Below are 21,952 nucleotides of genomic sequence, written 5' to 3' on the forward strand. Positions count from 1 at the left end.
GCCATGTCAGCCTCCTCCCCCGCTTCCACGCCCGCCGGCGGCCCATTCGCGGCCTGGTACGCCGCGTTCGGCGACTGGGCCCGCACCGACGGCGCCGCGTGGCTCTACCTGTTCAAGGCGCTGCTCGCCGCGTTCATCGCGACCGGCGTGTCGATGCGGCTCGACCTGCCCGCGCCGAAAACGGCGATGACGACCGTCTTCATCGTGATGCAGCCGCAAAGCGGCGCGGTGCTCGCGAAGAGCTTCTACCGGGTCGCCGGCACGATCTTCGGGCTGATCGCGACGCTCACCTTCGTCGGGCTGTTCCCGCAGCAGCCGCAACTGTTCCTGCTGGCGATCGCGCTGTGGATCGCCCTGTGCACGGCGGGCGCCGCGCGCAACCGCAACTTCCGCAGCTACGGCTTCCTGCTGGCCGGCTACACGACCGCGCTGATCGGCCTGCCCGCGTCGCAGCACCCGGACGGCGCGTTCATGAGCGCGCTGACGCGCGTGGCCGAAATCATGGTCGGGATCGTGTCGGCCGGCGTCGTCAGCGCACTCGTGTTCCCGCAGTACACGGGCGAGCAGATGCGCACGACGGTACGCAAGCGCTTCGGCACCTTCGTCGATTACGTCGCGTCGACGCTTTCGGGCCAGCTCGACCGTGCGCATATCGAAACCATCCATACGCGCTTCGTCGCCGACGTGGTCGGGTTCGAGGCCGCGCGCAGCATGGCCGTGTTCGAGAATCCGGACACGCGGATGCGCAGCGGCCGCCTCGCGCGGCTGAACAGCGAGTTCATGAGCGCGTCGAGCCGTTTCCATGCGCTGCATCAGTTGATGAACCGGCTGCATGCGACCGGCGCGCAGGCCGCGATCGACGCGATCGAGCCGTACTTCCGCGAAATCGCGCCGCTGCTGCTGACGCCCGCCGGCGAACCCGTGCGCACGGCAACCGACGCGGCGCATACGGCCGAACAATTGCTCGCGTGGCGCGACGCGCTGCCGCGCCGCATCCGCGCGACGCGCGCGACGCTCGAAACGCAGCCGGCGTTTCCGCTGCTCGACTTCGATACGGCCGCCGAGCTGCTGTACCGCTTCATCACCGACCTGCGCGAGTACGCAGCGACCTACGCGTCGCTGTCGAGCGCGACGCACGAGCGCGAACGCTGGATCGAACGCTACGAGCCGCGCACCAACGCGACGGCGACGGCGATCGCGGCGATTCGCACCGCGATCGTGATCCTCGTGCTCGGCTGGTTCTGGATCGAGACCGCCTGGCCAAGCGGCGTGACGATGACGCTGACGGCGGCGTCGGCCTGCGCGCTCGCGTCGTCGGCGCCGCGCCCGACCGCGATGGCCGCGCAGATGGGCATGGGCACGGCACTCGCCGTCTGCACGGGTTTCCTGCTGATGTTCGGCATCTACCCGCACATCGACGGCTTCCCGCTGCTGTGCGTCGCGCTCGCGCCGCTGCTCGCCATCGGCATCTACATGTCGTTGAAGCCGAAGCTCGCGGGCTACGGGATGGGCTACCTGATCTTCTTCTGTTTCCTCGCCGGCCCGGACAACGTCACGCACTACGACCCGACGAGCTTCATGAACGATGCGCTCGCACTGGTGCTGTCGATGCTGGTGTCGGCGATCGCGTTCGCGGTACTGTTCCCGCCGACCGCGCCGTGGCTCAAGAAACGGCTGTTCGCCGATCTGCGCCATCAGGTCGTCGCGGCAGGCCACGCACGGCTCGCGGGCCTGCGCACGCGCTTCGAAAGCGGCGCGCGCGACCTGATGTACCAGGCGCATACGCTGTCGGCCGACCAGCCCGACGTGCAGCGCGACGCACTGCGCTGGATGTTCGCGGTGCTCGAAGCCGGCAACGCGACGATCGACCTGCGTCACGAGCTTGCGGCGCTGCCGCCCGACCCGCGCTATGCGAGCACGATGCCGTGGCGTCGCGCGATCGAGACGATGCGCACGGCGCTGTCGGCGCTGTTCTCGAAGCCGAGCGCCGCGCGCTTCGACGCGACGCTCGCCGCGACCAATGCGGCGATCGACGCGACCCGGCAAACGCTCGACGCGGTCGAGCCGTCGCGTGAAGAGCGCCACCGGCTGCAGCGCATCCTGAGCCATCTGCATTTCGTGCGGACCGCGCTGCTCGACCCGGAATCGCCGCTCGAGCCGCTCAACCGCAACCGCCCCGTGCGTCCCCAACCAGGAGCCTCGTCATGATGCCGCGTGAAATCGCCATTCTCGATGCCTACATGCCCACGGTGGTGCTGATGTTCGTCCTCGGCGCGATCGCGACCTGGGCCGTCGACCGCCTGCTCGCCTACACGGGCCTCTACCGTCTCGTCTGGCACCCGTCGCTGTTCAGGGCCTGCCTTCTCGTCTGCATTTGCGGCGGACTGAGTCTTGCCGTTTACCGTTGATTCCGAACCATCATGATGCTCAGAAAACTCTTCGGCTTCGTCGCGACCGCCGTCATCCTTCTCGTCGCGATCCTGATCGGGCGCTCGCTGTGGGTGCACTACATGGACGATCCGTGGACGCGCGACGGGCGCGTGCGCGCGGAGATCGTCAACGTCGCGCCGGACGTGTCGGGCGCGATCGTCGAGCTGCCCGTGCATGACAACCAGCTCGTGAAGAAAGGCGACCTGATCATGCAGATCGATCCGTCGCACTACCAGATCGCGGTCGAGCAGGCGCAGGCGGCGGTGGCCGCCCGCCGCGCGGAACTGCAGATGCGCCGCGACGATGCGGCCCGCCGCGCGGACCTCGATGCGCTCGTGGTATCGAAGGAAAACCGCGAGAACGCGGCGCACAGCGCATCGAGCGCCGAAGCACAGTACCAGCAGGCGCTCGCCGCGCTCGACGCCGCGAAGCTCAACCTCGAACGCACGCGCGTCGTCTCGCCGGTCGACGGCTACATCACGAACCTGCAGACCTTCAAGGGCAACTACGCGGTGGCCGGCCAGGCGAAGCTCGCGATCGTCGACAGCCACTCGTTCTGGGTCTACGGCTACTTCGAGGAAACCAAGCTGCCGCGCGTGAAGATCGGCGCGCCGGCCGAAATGCGGCTGATGAGCGGCGGCGTGATGAAGGGCCACGTCGAGAGCATCTCGCGCGGCATCTACGATCGCGACAACCCGCAAAGCCGCGACCTCGTCGCGGACGTGAACCCGACCTTCAACTGGGTGCGTCTCGCGCAGCGCGTGCCGGTGCGCATCAAGATCGACGAAGTGCCGGCCGACGTGGTGCTGTCGGCGGGCACGACCTGCACGGTCATCATCGATCCGGACAAGCAGAAGAAGCGGTAATCGGCGGGGCGCGCCGCACGCTCAGTGTGCGATGCGGAAGCGCCCGACCAGCGCCTTCAAGGCCTGCGCCTGCTCGTCGAGCGCGTTCGCGGCCGCGGCCGCCTGTTCGACGAGCGCCGCGTTCTGCTGGGTGCCGGCGTCCATCTGCGTGACCGCGCGGCCGATCTCGTCGATCCCCGCGCTCTGCACGTCCGACGCCGCCGAAATCTCGCCGATGATGTCGGTCACGCGCTTGACCGCACGCACCACGTCGTCCATCGTGCGGCCGGCGTCGTGCGCGAGCGCCGCACCGTTCGCCACGCGCTCGACCGACGCGCCGATCAGTTCCCGGATCTCCTTGGCCGCGGTCGCCGAGCGCTGCGCGAGCAGCCGCACCTCTCCGGCGACCACCGAGAAACCGCGCCCCTGCTCGCCGGCGCGCGCGGCCTCGACCGCCGCGTTCAACGCGAGAATGTTGGTCTGGAACGCGATCCCCTCGATCGTGCCGATGATGTCGCGGATGTTCTTCGCGCTGTCGTCGATCTCGCTCATCGTCGCGACCACGCGCCCGACGACTTCCCCGCCCGTCTCCGCCACCGCCGACGCATTGGCCGCGAGCGTGCTCGCCTGCCGCGCGTTCTCGGCGTTCTGCCGCACGGTCGACGTGAGCTGCTCCATGCTGGCCGCGGTGCGCTCGAGCGCGACGGCCTGCTGCTCGGTGCGCCGCGACAGGTCGAGGTTGCCGGTCGAGATCTCGCCGGACGCGGCCGCGATGGCTTCGGCGCTCACCGCGATCTCGCCCACGGTTGCCGCGAGCCCCGTCTGCATCTCGGCCAGCGCGCGCACCATGCTGTCGCGATCGTGCCGGCCGAGCGTGATCGGCCGCGTCAGGTCGCCGCGCGCGATGTCCGCGGCAATTTCCTTCGCGAGCGCGGGCTCGCCGCCGAGCTGCGACGCGAGGCGTCGTACGACGCGTTCGGCGATCGCGACGGCCAGCACGATCAGCGCGGCCGTCATTGCCGCGATCATCGCGAACGACGACGAAAAAATGGTCGCGGACGCATCGAGCGTCGCCTTCGACTTTTCGCCGCGCGTCTTCACGAGTTCGGCGACGAGTTTTTCGAGCTTGCTGGTTTCGACCAGCAGCGACACGTCCTGCGTGCCGACCTGCCAGTTCATCTGCGACAGGTCGAGCGGCTGCGCGCGCACCAGCGTGACGAAATCGCGCAGATGCGCGCTCCACGTGCCAACCGCCGTCGAGAACGCGCGCAGCCGCGCCGAATCGCCAGCGTCGGCCGGATCCGCATAGCGCTGCAGCGTGCCGAGCGCCTGGCCGATCGACGCGAGCCCCGCGCTCACTTCGGCGCCGAGTTCGTCACGCTCCTTCGCGGTGGTCGCGGTCAGCAGCATCTTCTGCGCGCGGCTCGCGCGCAGCACCTCGGCCCGCACCTCCGCCGCCGCCCGGCTCGCGACGTGGCCCTGCTCGTAGACCGACGCGATCGACGCGTTCAGCCGGCTGATCTGCCATAGCGAGAACACGCCGATCGCGAGCGTACCGGCCAGCAGGATCGCGAATGCGGCGCGCAACGTCGCCTTGACGGTCCACGGCCGGCGCTCTCGGCGCGCCGCTCGCGCGCGTCGCGTGACGCGACCGGCGGCGACGTCGGATGCGGCGGCTGCCGCACCGGGCTGTGGATGCAAAGATGCTGCTTTCATCGAACTATCCCCGTATGGATCACGCTGCCGGAAAGGTCGGTCCGGCTGTCCCGCGATGGCAGGCCATCCCGCGCGTCCTGCGCCCGCCCGGCGGGTAGCCGGCGCCAGGCGCGGCGCGCGTGTTGTCATTGGGTCGTTCTACGGCCGCCACCGCCGTTTCTTGAGTCCGGAAAAACACGCACCGGGCCCCGGCGCGGCCCGCCGAAGGGCGGACGCGCCGCCAGCGTTATACCCGTCCAAAAAAGCACGCAGCAGCCGATCCGTCCGACGAATGTCCGATTCGCGATAAAACTTGGCCTGACATTCTTGATACGCCACATTACACTTCATTGACGCATCAACGAATCAACCCACGCGCCGATCCCCAACAGAGCGCGCCTGCCACCTCAACTCGTTCAGTTCACATGGAAACCAGCCTCGACTCCCGGGCCGGCGCAGCCGCCGCCCAGCCGTCCGCACCACCCGTTGCCCGCACCGTCTACCCGGTGCTCGGCGCGATCAGCTTCTCGCACATGCTCAACGACATGATCCAGTCGTTGATCCTCGCGATCTACCCGATGCTCAAGAGCCAGTTCGCGCTGTCGTTCGCGCAGATCGGCCTGATCACGCTCACTTACCAGATCACCGCGTCCTTGCTGCAACCGCTCGTCGGCCTCTATACCGACAAGCGTCCGAAGCCGTATTCGCTGCCGGTCGGCATGGGCTTCACGCTCGCGGGGCTGCTGCTGATGTCGGCGGCGTCGAATTTCCCGATGCTGCTCGTGGCCGCCGCGCTCGTCGGCTGCGGCTCGTCGGTGTTCCATCCCGAATCGTCGCGGGTCGCGCGGATGGCGTCGGGCGGCCGGCACGGGCTCGCGCAGTCGGTGTTCCAGGTGGGCGGCAATGCAGGCTCCGCGCTCGGGCCGCTGCTCGCCGCGCTCGTGATCATTCCGCACGGCCAGCACAGCATCGCGTGGTTCTCGGCGGCCGCGCTCGTCGCGATGATCGTGCTCACGCAGATCGGCCACTGGTACAAAAAGCATCCGTCGATGAAGAAGAAGGCCGCGTCGGCCGGCCACCCGACGCTGTCGCGCGGCCGCGTGATGGGGGCGATCGGCGTGCTGGTGTTGCTCGTGTTCTCGAAGTACTTCTACCTCGCGAGCATCAACAGCTATTTCACGTTCTACCTGATCGACAAGTTCCATCTGTCGGTGCAGGCCGCGCAGATCCACCTGTTCGTGTTCCTCGCGGCGGTGGCGGCCGGCACGCTGATCGGCGGCCCGGTCGGCGACCGGATCGGCCGCAAGTACGTGATCTGGGTGTCGATCCTCGGCGTCGCGCCGTTCACGATGCTGCTGCCGTACGCGAACCTGTTCTGGACGAGCGTGCTGACCGTGATCATCGGCGTCGTGCTGGCGTCGGCGTTCGCCGCGATCCTCGTCTATGCGACCGAGCTGATGCCCGGCAAGGTCGGGATGGTCGCGGGCCTGTTCTTCGGCTTCGCGTTCGGCCTGGGCGGCGTGGGTGCCGCCGTGCTCGGCCAGCTCGCGGACGCGACGAGCATCCCGTTCGTCTACAAGGTGTGCTCGTTCCTGCCGCTGATCGGCGTGCTGACGGTGTTCCTGCCGAACCTCGAAGGCAGCGGGCGCAAGCAGGCATGACGACCGGCCGGCCGCGGCACACGCGCCGCGGCCGGCCGATTCGAATGGAGAAGGGTTCGACGGCGGCTTCAGGCCGCCGTCGTCGCATGCAGCGTCAGGAAACGCTTGAGGATGCCGGACGAGTAGCTGCCCGCGATCGCCGACAGGAAGTGCGAGAACGATTGCGTCGCGTGGTCGTCGGCCGTATCGGAGATCGTGCGCACGAGCGCGAACGGCACGTCGTGTTCGGCGCACACCTGCGCGATCGCCGCGCCTTCCATTTCGACCGCGAGCGCGTCCGGCAGCGCGTCGCGCAGCGCGAGCACTTCCCGCTCGCTCGACACGAAGCGGTCGCCGCTGATGACGAGCCCCGCGTGCAGCGCCGCGCCGGCGAGCCCGAAGCGCTCGGCGAACCGCGCGCCCTCTTCGTCGACGAACAGCGCGCACGCGGCCCGCAAGCGGGCCGTCAGCGCCGCGTCGGTCGCGAAACGCGTGATGCCGAGCAGCGGCACCTCGTAGCGCGGAAAGAGCGGCGATGCATCGAGATCGTGCTGCAGCAGCGTATCGGCCACGACGACGTCGCCGACGCGCACCGCGCGCGACACGCCGCCCGCGACGCCGGTAAACACCACGCCCGACACGCCGAACACGTGGATCAGCGCGCTGACCGTCGCGGCGGCCGCGACCTTGCCGACCCGCGCGAGCGTGACGACGCAGGCCGCGCCGTGCACGGTGCCGACGTGATAATCGCGGCGGCCGAGCGTGACCGTCTTCATCGCGCCGTCGGCGCGCATCGCGGCGATCAGGTCGCCGAGTTCCTCCGGCAGCGCGGCCAGAATGCCGAGCGGACGCGCGGCAGGCGCAACACCCAGGTCGACGTCCATCATTCCACCGCCTGCAGTTTCGCGACCGCGAGCGCGAGCCACTTCTCGCCGTGGCGCTTGAACTTCACCTGCGCCTTCGCATCGGTGCCGTTGCCTTCGAGCGCGGTGACCGTGCCTTCGCCGAACTTCGTATGGAATACCTGCTGGCCGACCCGGAAGCCGGCGTCGGCCGCGCGCTGCTTGTCCGCGAACGCGGGCAGCGGCGCGGACACGGCCGCATCGACGATCTGCTCGCGACTGCCGCCGCCGGGGCGCGCGAACCAGTCGCGCCCGTAACCGGCGTTGTCCGAGCGCCCGCCCCAGCGCGAGCCGGCCTCGACCTTCGGCGTGAGCCACTTCAGCACGTGCTCCGGCAGTTCGTCGAAGAAGCGCGAGCGCACGTTGTAGCGGGTCTGGCCGTGCAGCATCCGGCTTTGCGCGAACGACAGGTAGAGCCGCTCCTTCGCGCGCGTGATCGCGACGTACATCAGCCGGCGCTCTTCCTCGAGGCCGTCCGATTCGAGCACGCTGTTCTCGTGCGGGAACAGCCCTTCCTCGAGCCCCGTGATGAACACGGCCGAGAACTCGAGCCCCTTCGCCGCGTGCACGGTCATCAGCTGCACCGCGTCCTGTCCGGCCTGCGCCTGGTTGTCGCCGGCCTCCAGCGACGCGTGCGACAGGAAGCCGGCGAGCGGCGTCATCGTGTCGGGGTTCTGGGCGGGGTCGGCGGGCGACGCCGCATCGAGCACGTCGAGCGCCGGATCGTCGGTCGCCGTGCCCAACTCGGGCGCCGCGATCGCGCCCGCGCGCAGCGGGATCGAGCGAGCCGGCGTGTCGAGCCCGTAGCCTTCCTCGGCGATGAACGCGGTGGCCGCGTTCACGAGTTCCTGCAAGTTTTCGAGGCGATCCTGGCCTTCGCGCTCGCCCTGGTAGAAATCGGCGAGACCGCTCGCGCGCACGATGTGCTCGACGGTGTCGGGCAGATTCATATGCTGCGTGTCGGCGCGCATCTTCGCGATCAGGTTCGCGAACCCGCCGAGGCTCGTGCCGGCCTTGCCCGTCACGTACGGAATCGCGGCGGCCATCGAGCAGCCGTACAGGCGCGCCGCGTCGGCCAGTTGCTCGACCGAGCGCGCGCCGATTCCGCGGGTCGGGAAGTTCACGACGCGTGCGAATGCGGTGTCGTCGTTCGGGTTGTCGATCAGGCGCAGGTACGCGAGCGCGTGCTTCACTTCCTGCCGCTCGAAAAAGCGCAGGCCGCCGTACACGCGGTACGGAATGCCGGACGACATCAGCGTGTGCTCGATCGAGCGCGACTGCGCGTTGCTGCGGTACAGGACGGCCACTTCGCTGCGCGCCATCCCGGTATTGATCAGCGAACGGATCTCCTCGACGATCCAGCCGGCCTCCTGCGAATCGGTGCTGGCTTCGTACACGCGCACGGGCTCGCCATGGCCGGCGTCGGTGCGCAGGTTCTTGCCGAGGCGGTGCGCGTTGTTCGAGATCAGCTGGTTCGCCGCATCGAGAATGTTGCCGTGCGACCGGTAGTTCTGCTCGAGCTTGATCAGGTTGCGCACGCGGAACTCGTCTTCGAAGTCGCGCATGTTGCCGACGTTCGCGCCGCGGAACGCGTAGATCGACTGGTCGTCGTCGCCGACCGCGAAGATCGCGTTCTCGCCGCCTGCCAGCATCTTGAGCCACGCGTACTGCAGCTTGTTGGTGTCCTGGAATTCGTCGACGAGGATGTGCCGGAAGCGCGCCTGGTAATGCGCGCGCAGCGGCGCGTTGTACGCGAGCAGTTCGTAGCAGCGCAGCAGCAGCTCGGGGAAGTCGACGACGCCTTCGCGCTGGCACTGCTGGTCGTACGCCTGGTACAGCTCGACGAACTTGCGGTTGAAGTTGTCGGTCGCGTCGACCTTGTCCGGGCGCAGCCCCTGCTCCTTCGCGTTGTTGATGAAGTACTGGACGTTCTTCGGCGGGTACTTTTCGTCGTCGACGTTCGCCGCCTTCATCAACCGCTTGATCGCGGACAACTGATCGGCCGTGTCGAGGATCTGGAAAGTCTGCGGCAGGCCGGCGTCGCGCCAGTGCGTGCGCAGCATCCGGTTGCACAGGCCGTGGAACGTGCCGATCCACATCCCGCGCGTGTCGATCGGCATCATCGCCGACAGGCGCGCCATCATCTCGCGCGCGGCCTTGTTCGTGAAGGTGACGGCGAGCACGGTGGGCGGCGATGCGTAGCCCTGCTGGATCAGCCACGCGATGCGCGTGATCAGCACGCGGGTCTTGCCGCTGCCCGCCCCTGCGAGGATCAGCGCCGGTTCGTTCGGCAACGTGACGGCGGCGAGTTGTTCGGGGTTCAGATTGGCGAGCAGATCGGGCATGGAGCGGCAGCTGACGGGCGAGAAAAATGCGGACCCGACATTATAAGTCCGTCGCGTGCAATGCCGTGGCCGACCGATGTGGCATCGCGTCCCGACGATGCCACTTTCCTGCCGGCGACGGCTTCGGCGCCCGTCACCCGCGTTATTTCCTGGGCCGCCTGGCGGGTTTGTCGCCGATCCAGTCGGGATGTCGGACATACCGGCGAACTTGTTCGTCGAGCTCGGGGCCGTGATACAGGTCCAGGCATTTCAGCAGAGCAAATTCGGCCCCGGCGTAACCTTCCACGGGATTGCCGTAATCGCGGTGCAAATAGTGTTCAGCAAGGCGCTCGACCGCCGGATCGCCCTTCTCGTCATCGTAATAAGTCCATTCCAGGAACGCACTCTTGGTCATTTCGGCATCCTTGCCTGCCGGCGATCCTCGGTAAGCGATCGACAGGCAGGCCGCCAACGCCCTGTCCTTGTAATTCTCCGCATTGGTGCGCCGCACGGCCATGACGGAATCGGCCGCTTCGGCAGACAGTGCCGAACATAGCGCGACGGCGCAGACTGCCCGAAAAACGTTCATTTGAGCGTCCAGAAACAAGCGCGGCTAGTGCGATAGTTCGCCCCCGGCTCGTTGAAATAACAAGCGTCGTAGCGCTGGCGCCCATTGAACAGCGTCGCATGCCCGCTGGCGTCACTCCACCCATGCACCTCGAAAAGGCCCTACTTACATCCACAGCCAGACCCGCAAGTTAGCGCTCGCAACACGCGTCAGCAATTGGACACGTACGAACTGACCGCAGGCCGCGAACGGCTCACTCGACGCCTGGCGATTTATAATGTCGGGTTCAAGTCTCCAACACGCATTTTTCGGCAAATTTCCACCATGAGCGACAACACGCTGGCGAAGAGCTTCGAACCCCACACCATCGAGTCCCAATGGGGGCCCGAGTGGGAAAAACGCGGCTATGCCGCCCCGGCATTCGATCCGGCGCGCCCCGATTTCGCGATCCAGTTGCCGCCGCCGAACGTCACCGGCACGCTGCACATGGGCCACGCGTTCAACCAGACGATCATGGACGGCCTCGCCCGCTACCACCGGATGCTCGGCGAGAACACGCTGTGGGTGCCCGGCACCGACCACGCGGGGATCGCCACCCAGATCGTCGTCGAGCGCCAGCTCGACGCGCAGGGCGTGTCGCGCCACGACCTCGGCCGCGAGAAGTTCGTCGAGCGCGTGTGGGAATGGAAGCAGAAATCCGGCTCGACGATCACCGGCCAGGTGCGCCGCCTCGGCGCGTCGACCGACTGGTCGCGCGAATACTTCACGATGGACGACAAGATGTCGGCCGCCGTGCGCGACGTGTTCGTCACGCTCTATGAACAGGGCCTGATCTATCGCGGCAAGCGCCTCGTCAACTGGGATCCGGTGCTGCTCACCGCCGTGTCGGACCTCGAAGTCGTGAGCGAGGAAGAAAACGGCCACCTGTGGCACATCCGCTACCCGCTCGCCGACGGTTCGGGCTCGCTGACCGTCGCGACCACACGCCCCGAGACGATGCTCGGCGACGTCGCTGTGATGGTCCACCCGGAAGACGAACGCTACGCGCACCTGATCGGCAAGCTCGTCACGCTGCCGCTGACGGGCCGCGAGATCCCGGTGATCGCCGACGACTACGTCGACCGCGAATTCGGCACGGGCGTCGTGAAGGTCACGCCCGCGCACGACTTCAACGACTATCAGGTCGGCCTGCGCCACAACCTCGCGCCGATCGAGATCCTGACGCTGGACGCGAAGATCAACGACAACGGCCCCGAGCAGTATCGCGGCCTCGATCGCTTCGACGCGCGCAAGGCGATCGTCGCCGACCTCGACGCGCAGGGCTTCCTCGACTCGGTGAAGCCGCACAAGCTGATGGTGCCGCGCGGCGACCGCACGGGCGTCGTGATCGAGCCGATGCTGACCGACCAGTGGTTCGTCGCGATGACGAAGCCGGCGCCGGAAGGCACGTTCAATCCGGGCAAGTCGATCACCGAAACGTCGCTCGACGTCGTGCGCAGCGGCCAGATCAAGTTCGTGCCGGAAAACTGGACGACCACCTACTACCAGTGGCTCGAAAACATCCAGGACTGGTGCATCTCGCGCCAGCTGTGGTGGGGTCACCAGATTCCCGCGTGGTACGGCGAGAACGGCGAGGTGTTCGTCGCGCGCGACGAGGAGCAAGCGCGTGCGCAGGCCGCGGCGAAGGGCTATGCGGGCGCGCTCAAGCGCGACGAGGACGTGCTCGACACGTGGTTCTCGTCCGCGCTCGTGCCGTTCTCGTCGCTCGGCTGGCCGAACGAAACGCCCGAACTGCAGCACTTCCTGCCGTCGTCGGTGCTCGTCACCGGCTTCGACATCATCTTCTTCTGGGTCGCCCGGATGGTGATGATGACGACGCACTTCACCGGCAAGGTGCCGTTCCACACCGTGTACGTGCACGGCCTCGTGCGCGACGCGGAAGGCCAGAAGATGTCGAAGAGCAAGGGCAACACGCTCGACCCGATCGACATCGTCGACGGCATCGATCTCGACACGCTGGTCGCGAAACGCACGACGGGCCTGATGAACCCGAAGCAGGCCGCCACGATCGAGAAGAAGACGCGCAAGGAATTCCCGGACGGCATTCCGGCGTTCGGCACCGACGCGCTGCGCTTCACGATGGCGTCGATGGCGACGCTCGGCCGCAACGTGAACTTCGACCTCGCGCGCTGCGAAGGCTATCGCAACTTCTGCAACAAGCTGTGGAACGCGACGCGCTTCGTGCTGATGAACTGCGAAGGCCATGACTGCGGCGCCGACAAGCCCGAAGTGTGCGGCGCGGGCGACTGCGGCCCCGGCGGCTACCTCGATTTCTCCGCGGCGGACCGCTGGATCGTGTCGCTGCTGCAGCGCACCGAAGCCGACATCGCGAAGGGTTTCGCCGATTACCGCTTCGACAACATCGCGAGCAGCATCTACAAGTTCGTGTGGGACGAGTACTGCGACTGGTATCTCGAACTCGCGAAGGTGCAGATCCAGAACGGCACGCCGGAACAGCAGCGCGCGACGCGCCGCACGCTGCTGCGCGTGCTGGAAACGGTGCTGCGCCTCGCGCATCCGGTCATCCCGTTCATCACGGAAGCGCTCTGGCAGAAGGTCGCGCCGCTCGCCGGCCGTTATCCGCAGGGCAAGGCCGACGGCGAGGCGTCGCTGATGACGCAGGCCTACCCCATCGCGAACCTGCAGAAGATCGACGAGGCGTCCGAGCAGTGGGCGGCCGACCTGAAGGCGATCGTCGACGCGTGCCGCAACCTGCGCGGCGAGATGAACCTGTCGCCGGCCACCAAGGTGCCGCTGCTGGCCGCCGGCGACGCCGAGCGCCTGCGCTCGTTCGCGCCGTACGTCCAGGCGCTCGCGCGCCTGTCGGAAGTGCAGATCCTGGCCGACGAAGCGTCGCTCGACCAGCAGGCGCACGGCGCGCCGATCGCGATCGGCGGCCCGAACAAGCTGGTGCTGAAGGTGGAAATCGACGTCGCGGCCGAACGCGAGCGCCTGGCGAAGGAAATCACGCGCCTGACGGGCGAGATCGCGAAGTGCAACGCGAAGCTCGGCAACGAGGCTTTCGTCGCGAAAGCGCCGCCGGCCGTGGTCGAACAGGAGCAAAAACGCGTCGCGGAATTCCAGAGCACGCTCGAAAAACTGCGTGCTCAGCTCGATCGGTTGCCTGCGTAACAAAGGGTAAGGTCATTTGCGTTCACTATAATGCGGACGTGAACATAGACCGTCTGACAAGTCGATTACAGGAATAAAGGTTCGATCATGTTGAAAGTCACCAAGGCGGTATTCCCCGTGGCCGGTCTCGGCACGCGGTTCCTGCCGGCAACGAAGGCGAGCCCGAAGGAAATGCTGCCGGTCGTCGACAAGCCGCTGATCCAGTACGCGGTCGAGGAAGCGATCGCTGCCGGCATCACCGAGATGATCTTCGTGACCGGGCGCAGCAAGCGCGCGATCGAGGACCACTTCGACAAATCGTACGAAGTCGAGGCCGAACTCGAGGCGCGCGGCAAGGAAAAGCTGCTCGAGCTGGTGCGCAGCATCAAGCCGAGCCATGTCGACTGCTTCTACGTGCGCCAGCCGGAAGCGCTCGGCCTCGGCCACGCGGTGCTGTGCGCGGAAAAGCTGGTCGCCGACAATCCGTTCGCGGTGATCCTCGCGGACGACCTGCTCGACGGCAACCCGCCGGTGATGAAGCAGATGGTCGACGTGTTCGACCACTATCACAGCTCGGTGATCGGCGTCGAAGAGATCCCGCCGTCGGAGACGAAATCGTACGGGATCGTCGACGGCAAGGAATGGGAAGAGTCGATCGTCAAGATGTCGGCGATCGTCGAGAAGCCGGCGCCGGAAGTCGCGCCGTCGAACCTCGGCGTGGTCGGACGCTACATCCTGAAGCCGCGGATCTTCGAGCACCTGCGCGCGCTGAAACCGGGCGCGGGCGGCGAACTGCAACTCACCGACGCGATCCAGGCACTGCTCGCCGACGAACAGGTGCTGGCCTACAAGTATCAGGGCACGCGCTACGACTGCGGCAGCAAGCTCGGCTACCTGAAGGCGACGGTCGAATTCGCGCTGCGCCACCCGGAAGTCGGCGCGGAGTTCGAAACGTACCTGCGCACCCGCGACGGCGGCCAACCGGCCGTCTGAACGCGGCAAGGGCCTGCCCCGGCGGGCCCGCCCTCACGTTGCGGCCGGCGCCTTCAGCGCGCGTCGGCCGGCTTCACCGAGACGACGCCCGGCATGCCGCCCGCGTCGTCTTTTTTCGTCTTGACCAGCCAGCCGGTGCCGTCGCCGAATGGGACCTTCGCCAGCGCACTCTTCACGAGCGCTGGCGCGGCCTGCTGCGTGCCCGGATCGCGATCGCGCAGCGACGCCGACACGCGATAGACGTCTGCGCCCGATTTCGCATCGACGAACCGCAGCGTCAGCACGTGGCGGTACACGCGGCCCATGAACGGCAGCGCGAGCGGCGCGGGCCCGTCGACCGTCACGCATGCGCTGCTTGCCGCGCCGCAGCGCTCGGCGCTTGCCGCGACCGCCGCCGGCTGGGTCGCGTACGCGATCGACAACCGGTAACGCGCGTCCTTGAGCGGCTGCGCATCGAAGCCGCGGCGCGCGAGCTCGTCGCGCACGAGCGTCTCGATCTGCCGGTACTCGGCATCGCCCGCCTGCGCGGCCGTCCGCACGAAATCGTAGCCGTGCGCACCGGAAGCGAACGCATCCGACTGCCCGACCGCACTCACGCCGCTCGTGACGCCGGCGCAACCCGCCAACAGCGACGCCGCCAGCGCGGCCGCCGCCCATTGCTTTCTCATGGCTTTCCCCAAATGCCTGCCGTCGCGCCCGGCCCTGTCAGGCGGACGGCTCGTCGATCGCGGGCAGCGACACCGTCACCGCGGTGCCGACACCCACTTCGCTGTCGACCGACACGCTGCCCCCATGGCGCGTGACGACCGTCTTCACGAACGCCATGCCGAGCCCGGAACCCGAGATTTCGGGCCGCTCGCCGGCATGGAACCGCTTGAAACGCTCGAACAGATGCCGCTGATCTTCCGGCGCGATGCCGTACCCCTGATCGCGAATCGTACAGAACATCCGCTTCGTTGCGTGCTCGACCGTCAGCGTACACGTGATCACCGTGTCGGACGGACTGTATTTGACCGCGTTGTTCAGCAGGTTCACGAACGCGCGCGTGATCAGCGAGCGGTCCGCGCGCACCCAGCACATGTCGGCGCCCACGTCGGTCTCGATCCGGATGTGTTTCGCCTGCGCCTGCGGCCACACCTCGTCGCTCGCATCGATCAGCACGTCGACGAGGCTCGTCACCTCGAGCTGGTACGCCTGCGACTCGGCGCGCGCCAGTTGCACGAACTCGTCGGCGAGCGACAGCGCGCGGTGCGCATAGCGCTCGATCCGCGCGAGCAGCCCGCGCATCGCATCGCTCTCGACGCGGTCGCGCTCGATCTCGACCAGCGCGAGGATCGACGACTGCGGCGAACGCATGTCGTGCGACAGCAGGTGCAGCGCTTCCTCGCGCTGCCGCTCGGCCGCGTGCAGCTCGGTCACGTCGACGAGGCCGGCGATCCAGCCGGTCACGCGACCTTGCGCGTTCGTGCACGCGGCGTAGCGTAGCAGATGGTCGAGCCCGTCCCGGTCGCGCACCTCGATGCCGCGCGCCATCGCGTCGTGCTCGGCCTCGAGCGTCGGGTCGAGCGCGGCCGGCCAGTGCTCGCGGATCGCCGCGTCGTGCTCCGCGTTGCCGTCGACCGTCTTCATGAACGTCAGCTCGCCGAGCGCGATGCGCAGCGGCCGTCCTTCCGGCAGCGGCAGCGCGAGCCGCGACCCGTAGCGTTTGGCCGCATGATTCGCGATCAGCACGGTACCGGCGAGGTCGGTCACGAAGATCGGTTCGGGCATGCTGTCGAGGCTGTCCCACACGAAGCGCTTCATGTCCTGCACGCGCTGCGCGGCCTGCGCCATCAGCGCCATCTGCCGCTCGAGCACGTCGCCGCCGACGTTGCGCGTGCGCGGCGCCTCGGGCAGCAGGTGCGGCTCGTCGGCGAGCTTCTGCAGCTCGCGACGCAGATACGACATCGTCATTTCCAGCCGCCGCCAGTTCCAGATCGGGTAGACGGCGATCAGCCCGAAGATCGCCGGCGCCGGCGTCAGCCAGATGCGCGCCTCGAACAGCAGCGCCACGCTCGCGACCACGGCGAGCGCGGCCAGGCTCAGCGTCAGCAGCAGCGCGCGCCACGGCGACAGCATCAGGAAGCCGCCCAGCAACACGGCGAGCGGCAGCAGCGACGCGATGAACAATCCCGCGCGCGACGCGGGCGAGATCGCGCTGCCGGTCGCCAGCATGTCGAGCACGTTCGCATGGATGTACACGCCGGCGAGCGGACCGAACTCGCCGGACACCGGCGTCGCGAAGCGATCGTACAGCCCGGACGCGGTCACGCCGACGACGACGATCTTGCCGCGCAGGGCGTCGGGCTTCACGCGCCCTTCGAGCACGTCGTCGAACGACAGCGTCGGATACGCGGGCGTGTTGCGGCTGAACGGAATCAGGTAGCGGCCCTCGCCCGCCGCATCGCGCGACAGGTCGTGCGCGTTCGCGCCGGGCACGCCGCCGACCGGGTGCAGCCGGCCGGCCTGGATCGCGCGGTACACAGGCACCATCAGTTGCGGCCAGCGCACGCGGCCGTCGCTTTCGAACAGCGCGACGCTGCGAACGATCCCGTCGCGATCGACTTCGAGATTGATATGGCCGAGCCCCGTCGCGCGCGCGGCGAGCGCGGCGACCGGCGGATCGACGGAACGCGCGCCGTCCGCCTGCTCGGGGCTCAGCAGCACCGGCAGAAAGGTCGGCACGCGGCTCATCGCGTCCGCGAACGCGCGATCCTCGGGCGACGGTTCGGTAAACAGCACGTCGTAGACGACGGCGGCCGGCTGTGCGCGCGCGAGCGTGTCGAGCAGCCGCGCGTGCACGTCGCGCGGCCACGGCCAGCGACCGAGCGCGGATACGCTCTGGTTGTCGATGTCGACGACGACCACGTCGGGTGACAGCGGCAGGCTGCGCAGCATCAGCAGCCGGTCGTAGATCAGCCCGTCGACGCTCGACGACAGGCGGCCGAGCGCGCATGCGAGGATCACCGCGATCCCGAGGCAGCCGATCGCGATCCATTCGATCAGGAAGCGGCGGCCGAGGCGCCGCCGCGGAGAAACGGAGTCGTGTCTCATGCGCCGCGGGTCAGCGCGACAACGTGAACGCGCTGACCGGACTGGTCTTCTCGTAGAACCTGCCGCCTTCGAAATCCTCGACGGTCACGGCCCAGAAATAGTCGCCCGGCGGCAGGTGCGCGACGGTGATCTGGCGCGCGTGCAGGCCGACCTGATCGACGACCGGCGCGCTCAGGTCCTTCGAGCGCGACAGCACGAAGCGGTAACGCGCGTTCTTGCCCGAGCCATTCGGCGACCAGCGGAACTCGTAACCGCCCGCGCCCTGCGACGCGCTCGCGTCGAGCCCCATCACGCGGCGTTCGAACGCATAGGTGCGCGGCCGCCCCTCGAGGCCGTTCGCATCGATCGCGGCGATCCGCACGAAGTAATTCCCGTTCGGCACGTCGCGGAACACCGCGCGCGGCGAATCGGTACGCGTTTCGCGGAACAGGTCGAGCAGCCCCGCATCGTGCGCGAGCTGCACGCGATACGCATGCGCCTGCGCGAGCGGCGTGACGTCGAAGGCGACGTCGGGCTCGTCCTGCACCTTGTCGGGATGCGCGAGCGTTGGCGCGCCCAGCAGTTCGACGGGCGCGCCGACCGCGCCGGACGACGTCGCGACGCTGCCGAAATTCGCATGCACGAGGGTCGCGTCGGCCGGCCGCCGGCCGCCCGCGACGCCGACGGTGCCGTCGAGCACTTCGACGCGCGTCGTCGCATTGCCGGCCGCGTCGTAGTTCACGCGAAAGCGCGTGCCGCGCACGCCTGCCACGACCGACGGCGAGCGGATCTGGAAGCGGTCGTCGCGTTTCTTCAGGTGGGTGACTTCGCTGTCGACCGAGCCGCGCGTGAGCTCGAACTCGCGATCGAGCGTGCCGGTCAGCACCGTGCGGCGCAACGACTTCAGGTCGAGCTGGCTGTCGGGCGGCAGGCTCATGTGCGTGCCGTCGCTCAGCTCGATCGTCACGAAGCCGTTCGCGCCCGTGCGCACGCGGTCGCCTTCGGCGAGCGTCGCATCGTTCGCGAGCGGCGCGAAGGCGCCGCCGGACGCGCGCTCGGCCGTGCCCTGCACCGCGACCACGCGTGCGGTGAGCTTTTCCTTGCGCAGCCGCGCGACCGGCAGCTTCAGCGCGATGCCGGGCTGCAGGTGCTTCGGCGCCGGCACGCCGTTGATCTGCTGGAGCAGTTGCCAGTCGTCCGCGCCTTGCAGGTAGCGCGCGGCGACGTCGTACAGCGTGTCGCCCGCCTGCGTGCGATAGACGACCATCTTTCCCGCGGCGGCGGGCGGCTGCGCGACGGCGGGCTGCACGGCGAACGCCAACGCCGCCGCGCAGGCCGCTTGCAGCGCCGCCGTACGCAGGCTCGCCGTGCGCGGCGCGATTCGCGTGATCACTCCGGTTCCCCCTGGCCGACCCGTTCGAGCCGGTAGCCGTACCCGTAGATCGGCGCGAGACGGTAGCCGTTTTCGGGCCGCAGGCCGAGCTTGGTGCGCAGCATCGAAATGTGCGTATCCATCGTGCGCGACGGGATGTCGGTCGCCTGCTTCCACACGAGGTCGAGAATGTGCGCGCGCGACAGCGGCCGGTCGAGATGCTGGAACAGCAGCAGCGCGAGCTCGAATTCCTTTTGCGTGAGGCTCACGGCCTTGTCGCCGACGTACGCCTGCTTCAGGTTCACATCGAAACGGAACTGGTCGAACTCGCGAACGGTCGCCTCGGCGTTGACCGGATACGCGCGGCGCAGCAGCGAACCGATGCGCGCGCGCAGGATCGGGCCCGACACGGGCTTGACCACGTAATCGTCGGCGCCGGCGTTGAGGATCTGCGTGATACCCGCCTCGTCGTCGCGGCTCGTCATGAAGATGATCGGCAGGCTGTGCTCGGTCTGGTTGGCGCGCACCCACTTGAGCACTTCCTCGCCGGACATGTCGGGCACGTTCCAGTCGAGCACCAGCAGATCGAACGTCTCGCGCTGCAGGCGCTTTTTCAGGGCCTTGCCTTCCTTGAACGCGTAGCACGTGTGGCCGATGGCCGTCAGCGTTTGACTGACGAAATCCGTCTGGGCCGGATCGTCATCCAGTACAGCAATTCTCATAGCACCCCGCAAATCGAAGTCGGTTCGTCCATTCGGCTCCCGCGCCTGCCCCGGCCGCGCAGCATGCGCGCGGCGTTCCGGATACCGGCCGGCGAGCCGTCGTTCGCCGCTCGCGCCTCCTGCGCACCCCGGCGACCCCGGCTAAATATCTCAAAAACGGGGCACGGACGAACCGGCGATTTCATCATAGTAGTATGAAATTCGCCAAGAAATTGCGCGGACTATCGCCCTTTCTTCGAATAATCCCTTCTGTTGCGCAACCGGACGCCTATTCGGCGCCCGCGATGCCGGCCACCGGCTCGGCACAGTCGTCTGTCGGCACGCGCGGCGACGGCGGCTCCGCCAGCGGCCGTTGCGCAAGCATCCGCTGCAGCTGGTCGCGCACACGCTCCCACGCGCCGGCCGCGTAGTCGGGCTGGCCCGCCGCCCATGCCTGCGCCAGATCGAACACGCGCTCGATCGTCGCGCCGCAGTAGGTCGGGCCCGAGCCGTCGTCCCGCGCGGCATCGCGCAGCCGTTCGTCTAGCCACTCGGCCAGCCACGGCATCTCGGCCGCGGCCGAATCCGCATACGCCTCCAGCGCGGCACGCGCGTGGCGGTCCTGTTGCGGATCGAGCTCGATCCGGCTCAATTCCGACGTGCGCACGGGCGCAATGCTTTCCGCTCCGGACGGGCTTCCAAAGGTCCCTGGTCTGAAGGACATGTCCTCTCCCCGTTGTACGACGGTAGCGTCAGGCATGGCCCCCGAGCCCGCCGTGCGACGTACCGTGGCCGGCGCCTCCGCTGGGAGCGGACGACCGGCCGGCTCAGTATACGCAGCCGGTCGCGCGACGAGGTTTAAGAATTGTCAGAAAGGAGCGGCAAGACACGGCCGGCCGGAAGCCTGCCGCGGCGGGATGGGGAATGCGCGCCTTCAGCGGCGGCGCATCAGGAACACGAAGGTCTTGTCCTGCGTCGTCGATTCGACGATCTCGTTGCCCGTCTGCTTCGCGAACGCGGCGAAATCGCGCTGCGAGCCCGGATCGGTCGCGAGCACCTTGAGGATCTGCCCGCTTTCCATATCGGCAAGCGCTTTCTTGGCACGCAGGATCGGCAACGGGCAATTGAGCCCGCGCGCGTCCACTTCCTTGTGAATCTGCATCGGCTGTCGACCTTCGAATGACGCGCCACACCTGGCGCGGGAGGAAGCCGCGATTTTACCGCAGCGCCGCCGCGCCTGCCCGGGCGCCCACGGCCCGGCGCCCGCCGGCATCCGGCTCATGCGCCGGAGAAACCGCCCGCGAGCCGTTCGCGCAGGTGCCGCACGAGCGCGCGCACCGCGCTCGGCACGACGGGGCTGTACGGGCGGATCGCGAAAATATGGTCGCCGAACGCGCCCGACGGCCGCCAGCCGTCGAGCAGCGCGACGAGGCGGCCGGCATCGAGATCGCGCCGCGCGCTGAAATCGGGCAGCAGCGCGATGCCGAGCCCGCCGAGCGCGGCCTCGCGCATCGCCTCGCTGTTGTTCGCCGCGAAACTGCCGCGCACCGGCACGCTCACGCGCTCGCGCCGGCGGCCGTCCGGCTCGAAGCTCCACGCGGCCGGCTCGTTCTCGCGCAGGTAGCACAGGCAGCTGTGATCGACGAGCTCGCCCGGGTGGCGCGGCGCGCCGCGCGCGTCGAGATAGTCGCGGCTCGCGACCAGCAGCGAACGCGTGTCGCACAGCTTCCACGCGACGTGGGTCTGCGGCGCGGTGGTCGTATGGCGAATCGCGAGATCGAAGCCTTCCTGCGTCAGCGAGTGCAGGCGATCCGACAGGTCGAGCTCGATCTGCACGCCCGGATGCCGGCGCAGGAAATCGGGCAGGTGCGGCACGACCTGCTGGCGCCCGAGCGCGACCGGCACCGTCACGCGCAGCAGCCCGCGCGGCTCGCCGGCGAGATCCTTCACGCGCGCGAAATGCTGGCCGATCGACTCGAACGCGTCGCGCGTGCTGTCGACGAGTGTCTGGCCCGCATCGGTGAGCCGCACGCTGCGCGTGGTGCGGCGCACGAGCGGCACGCCGGCCGCCTTTTCGAGATCGGCGATGCGCTGGCTCATCGCGGCCTTGCTGATGCCGAGCCGCTGCGCGGCAGCCGTGAAACTGCCCGCCGCGGCCAGCACCGTCAGCGAATGGATATGCGGCCAGAGCGCCTGGACATTTTGCTGATTCATCCGCCGATTATTCAGAATTCTGAAC

At 68.1% G+C, this 21,952-nt stretch carries 17 protein-coding genes; 6 read left to right on the plus strand and 11 right to left on the minus strand.

The genetic code is table 11. From position 1 onward, the window contains the following. The first annotated feature begins 3 nt into the window (after nt 1–3). Genes KPB06_RS17465 through KPB06_RS17475 form a run of 3 tightly spaced genes read left to right on the plus strand, consistent with a single transcriptional unit; the run spans nt 4 to nt 3,296 of the window. Complete coding sequence (locus KPB06_RS17465) at nt 4–2,208, plus strand: FUSC family protein (RefSeq protein WP_275906182.1); 2,205 nt, start codon at nt 4–6, stop codon at nt 2,206–2,208. After that, the gene (locus KPB06_RS17470; protein WP_006476212.1) at nt 2,205–2,408 is read left to right on the plus strand and encodes a DUF1656 domain-containing protein; all 204 of its coding nucleotides are present in this window, start codon (nt 2,205–2,207) and stop codon (nt 2,406–2,408) included. Before KPB06_RS17465 ends, KPB06_RS17470 begins: the two co-directional genes overlap by 4 nt. Nucleotides 2,409–2,420: 12 nt before the next feature. Beyond that, a complete protein-coding gene (locus KPB06_RS17475; protein ID WP_059575847.1) occupies nt 2,421–3,296 on the plus strand; it encodes an efflux RND transporter periplasmic adaptor subunit in 876 nt (291 codons plus the stop codon). Between the two features lie 21 nt (nt 3,297–3,317). On the opposite strand, the gene KPB06_RS17480 is transcribed toward KPB06_RS17475, so the two are convergent. After that, complete coding sequence (locus tag KPB06_RS17480) at nt 3,318–4,991, minus strand: methyl-accepting chemotaxis protein (RefSeq protein WP_275920500.1); 1,674 nt, start codon at nt 4,989–4,991, stop codon at nt 3,318–3,320. A gap of 404 nt (nt 4,992–5,395) precedes the next feature. On the opposite strand from KPB06_RS17480, the gene KPB06_RS17485 reads away from it, so the two are divergent. Next, entirely contained in the window at nt 5,396–6,631 is a 1,236-nt protein-coding gene (locus KPB06_RS17485) for an MFS transporter (protein WP_059640682.1), read from the plus strand. A gap of 68 nt (nt 6,632–6,699) precedes the next feature. Here KPB06_RS17485 and KPB06_RS17490 read toward each other — a convergent pair whose 3' ends face one another. The 3 genes from KPB06_RS17490 to KPB06_RS17500 form a co-directional block, all read right to left on the minus strand. Further along, on the minus strand, nt 6,700–7,494 hold the full coding sequence (locus KPB06_RS17490; RefSeq protein ID WP_373680922.1) for a 5'-methylthioadenosine/adenosylhomocysteine nucleosidase: 795 nt from the start codon (nt 7,492–7,494) through the stop codon (nt 6,700–6,702). Continuing rightward, nucleotides 7,494–9,857 carry a UvrD-helicase domain-containing protein gene (locus KPB06_RS17495; RefSeq protein WP_059575855.1) on the minus strand — a complete coding sequence of 788 codons (2,364 nt, stop codon included), beginning with the start codon at nt 9,855–9,857 and terminating at the stop codon, nt 7,494–7,496. The genes KPB06_RS17490 and KPB06_RS17495 overlap by 1 nt, the downstream gene beginning before the upstream one ends. 142 nt (nt 9,858–9,999) lie before the next feature. Continuing rightward, complete coding sequence (locus KPB06_RS17500) at nt 10,000–10,425, minus strand: type VI secretion system amidase immunity protein Tai4 (protein ID WP_059575857.1); 426 nt, start codon at nt 10,423–10,425, stop codon at nt 10,000–10,002. Between the two features lie 303 nt (nt 10,426–10,728). On the opposite strand from KPB06_RS17500, the gene KPB06_RS17505 reads away from it, so the two are divergent. Together KPB06_RS17505 and galU are read left to right on the plus strand one after the other, a co-directional pair. Next, nucleotides 10,729–13,596 (plus strand): valine--tRNA ligase, encoded by a 2,868-nt coding sequence (locus KPB06_RS17505; protein WP_275906183.1) that lies wholly within the window; start codon nt 10,729–10,731, stop codon nt 13,594–13,596. 87 nt (nt 13,597–13,683) lie between these two features. Continuing rightward, on the plus strand, nt 13,684–14,568 hold the full coding sequence (gene galU, locus KPB06_RS17510) for a UTP--glucose-1-phosphate uridylyltransferase GalU (RefSeq protein ID WP_059575861.1): 885 nt from the start codon (nt 13,684–13,686) through the stop codon (nt 14,566–14,568). 53 nt (nt 14,569–14,621) lie between these two features. Here galU and KPB06_RS17515 read toward each other — a convergent pair whose 3' ends face one another. The 7 genes from KPB06_RS17515 to KPB06_RS17545 form a co-directional block, all read right to left on the minus strand. Further along, nucleotides 14,622–15,236 (minus strand): DUF4136 domain-containing protein, encoded by a 615-nt coding sequence (locus KPB06_RS17515; protein ID WP_104012266.1) that lies wholly within the window; start codon nt 15,234–15,236, stop codon nt 14,622–14,624. Between the two features lie 37 nt (nt 15,237–15,273). Next, nucleotides 15,274–17,661 (minus strand): CHASE2 domain-containing protein, encoded by a 2,388-nt coding sequence (locus KPB06_RS17520; protein WP_104012267.1) that lies wholly within the window; start codon nt 17,659–17,661, stop codon nt 15,274–15,276. 10 nt (nt 17,662–17,671) lie between these two features. Further along, nucleotides 17,672–19,033: a FecR family protein gene (locus KPB06_RS17525; protein ID WP_104012268.1), complete on the minus strand. Its 1,362-nt coding sequence runs from the start codon at nt 19,031–19,033 to the stop codon at nt 17,672–17,674. After that, nucleotides 19,030–19,734 (minus strand): response regulator transcription factor, encoded by a 705-nt coding sequence (locus tag KPB06_RS17530; protein WP_027784223.1) that lies wholly within the window; start codon nt 19,732–19,734, stop codon nt 19,030–19,032. Before KPB06_RS17530 ends, KPB06_RS17525 begins: the two co-directional genes overlap by 4 nt. A 268-nt stretch (nt 19,735–20,002) precedes the next feature. Further along, entirely contained in the window at nt 20,003–20,437 is a 435-nt protein-coding gene (locus tag KPB06_RS17535) for a peptidase (RefSeq protein WP_099316329.1), read from the minus strand. 210 nt (nt 20,438–20,647) lie between these two features. Further along, nucleotides 20,648–20,875, minus strand: a complete 228-nt coding sequence (locus KPB06_RS17540; RefSeq protein WP_006402122.1) for a sulfurtransferase TusA family protein — start codon at nt 20,873–20,875, stop codon at nt 20,648–20,650. Nucleotides 20,876–20,991: 116 nt separating this feature from the next. After that, the gene (locus KPB06_RS17545) at nt 20,992–21,927 is read right to left on the minus strand and encodes a LysR family transcriptional regulator (RefSeq protein ID WP_060965936.1); all 936 of its coding nucleotides are present in this window, start codon (nt 21,925–21,927) and stop codon (nt 20,992–20,994) included. Nucleotides 21,928–21,952 lie beyond the last annotated feature (25 nt).

The organism is Burkholderia semiarida (genome assembly GCF_029268935.1).
Lineage (GTDB): Bacteria > Pseudomonadota > Gammaproteobacteria > Burkholderiales > Burkholderiaceae > Burkholderia > Burkholderia semiarida.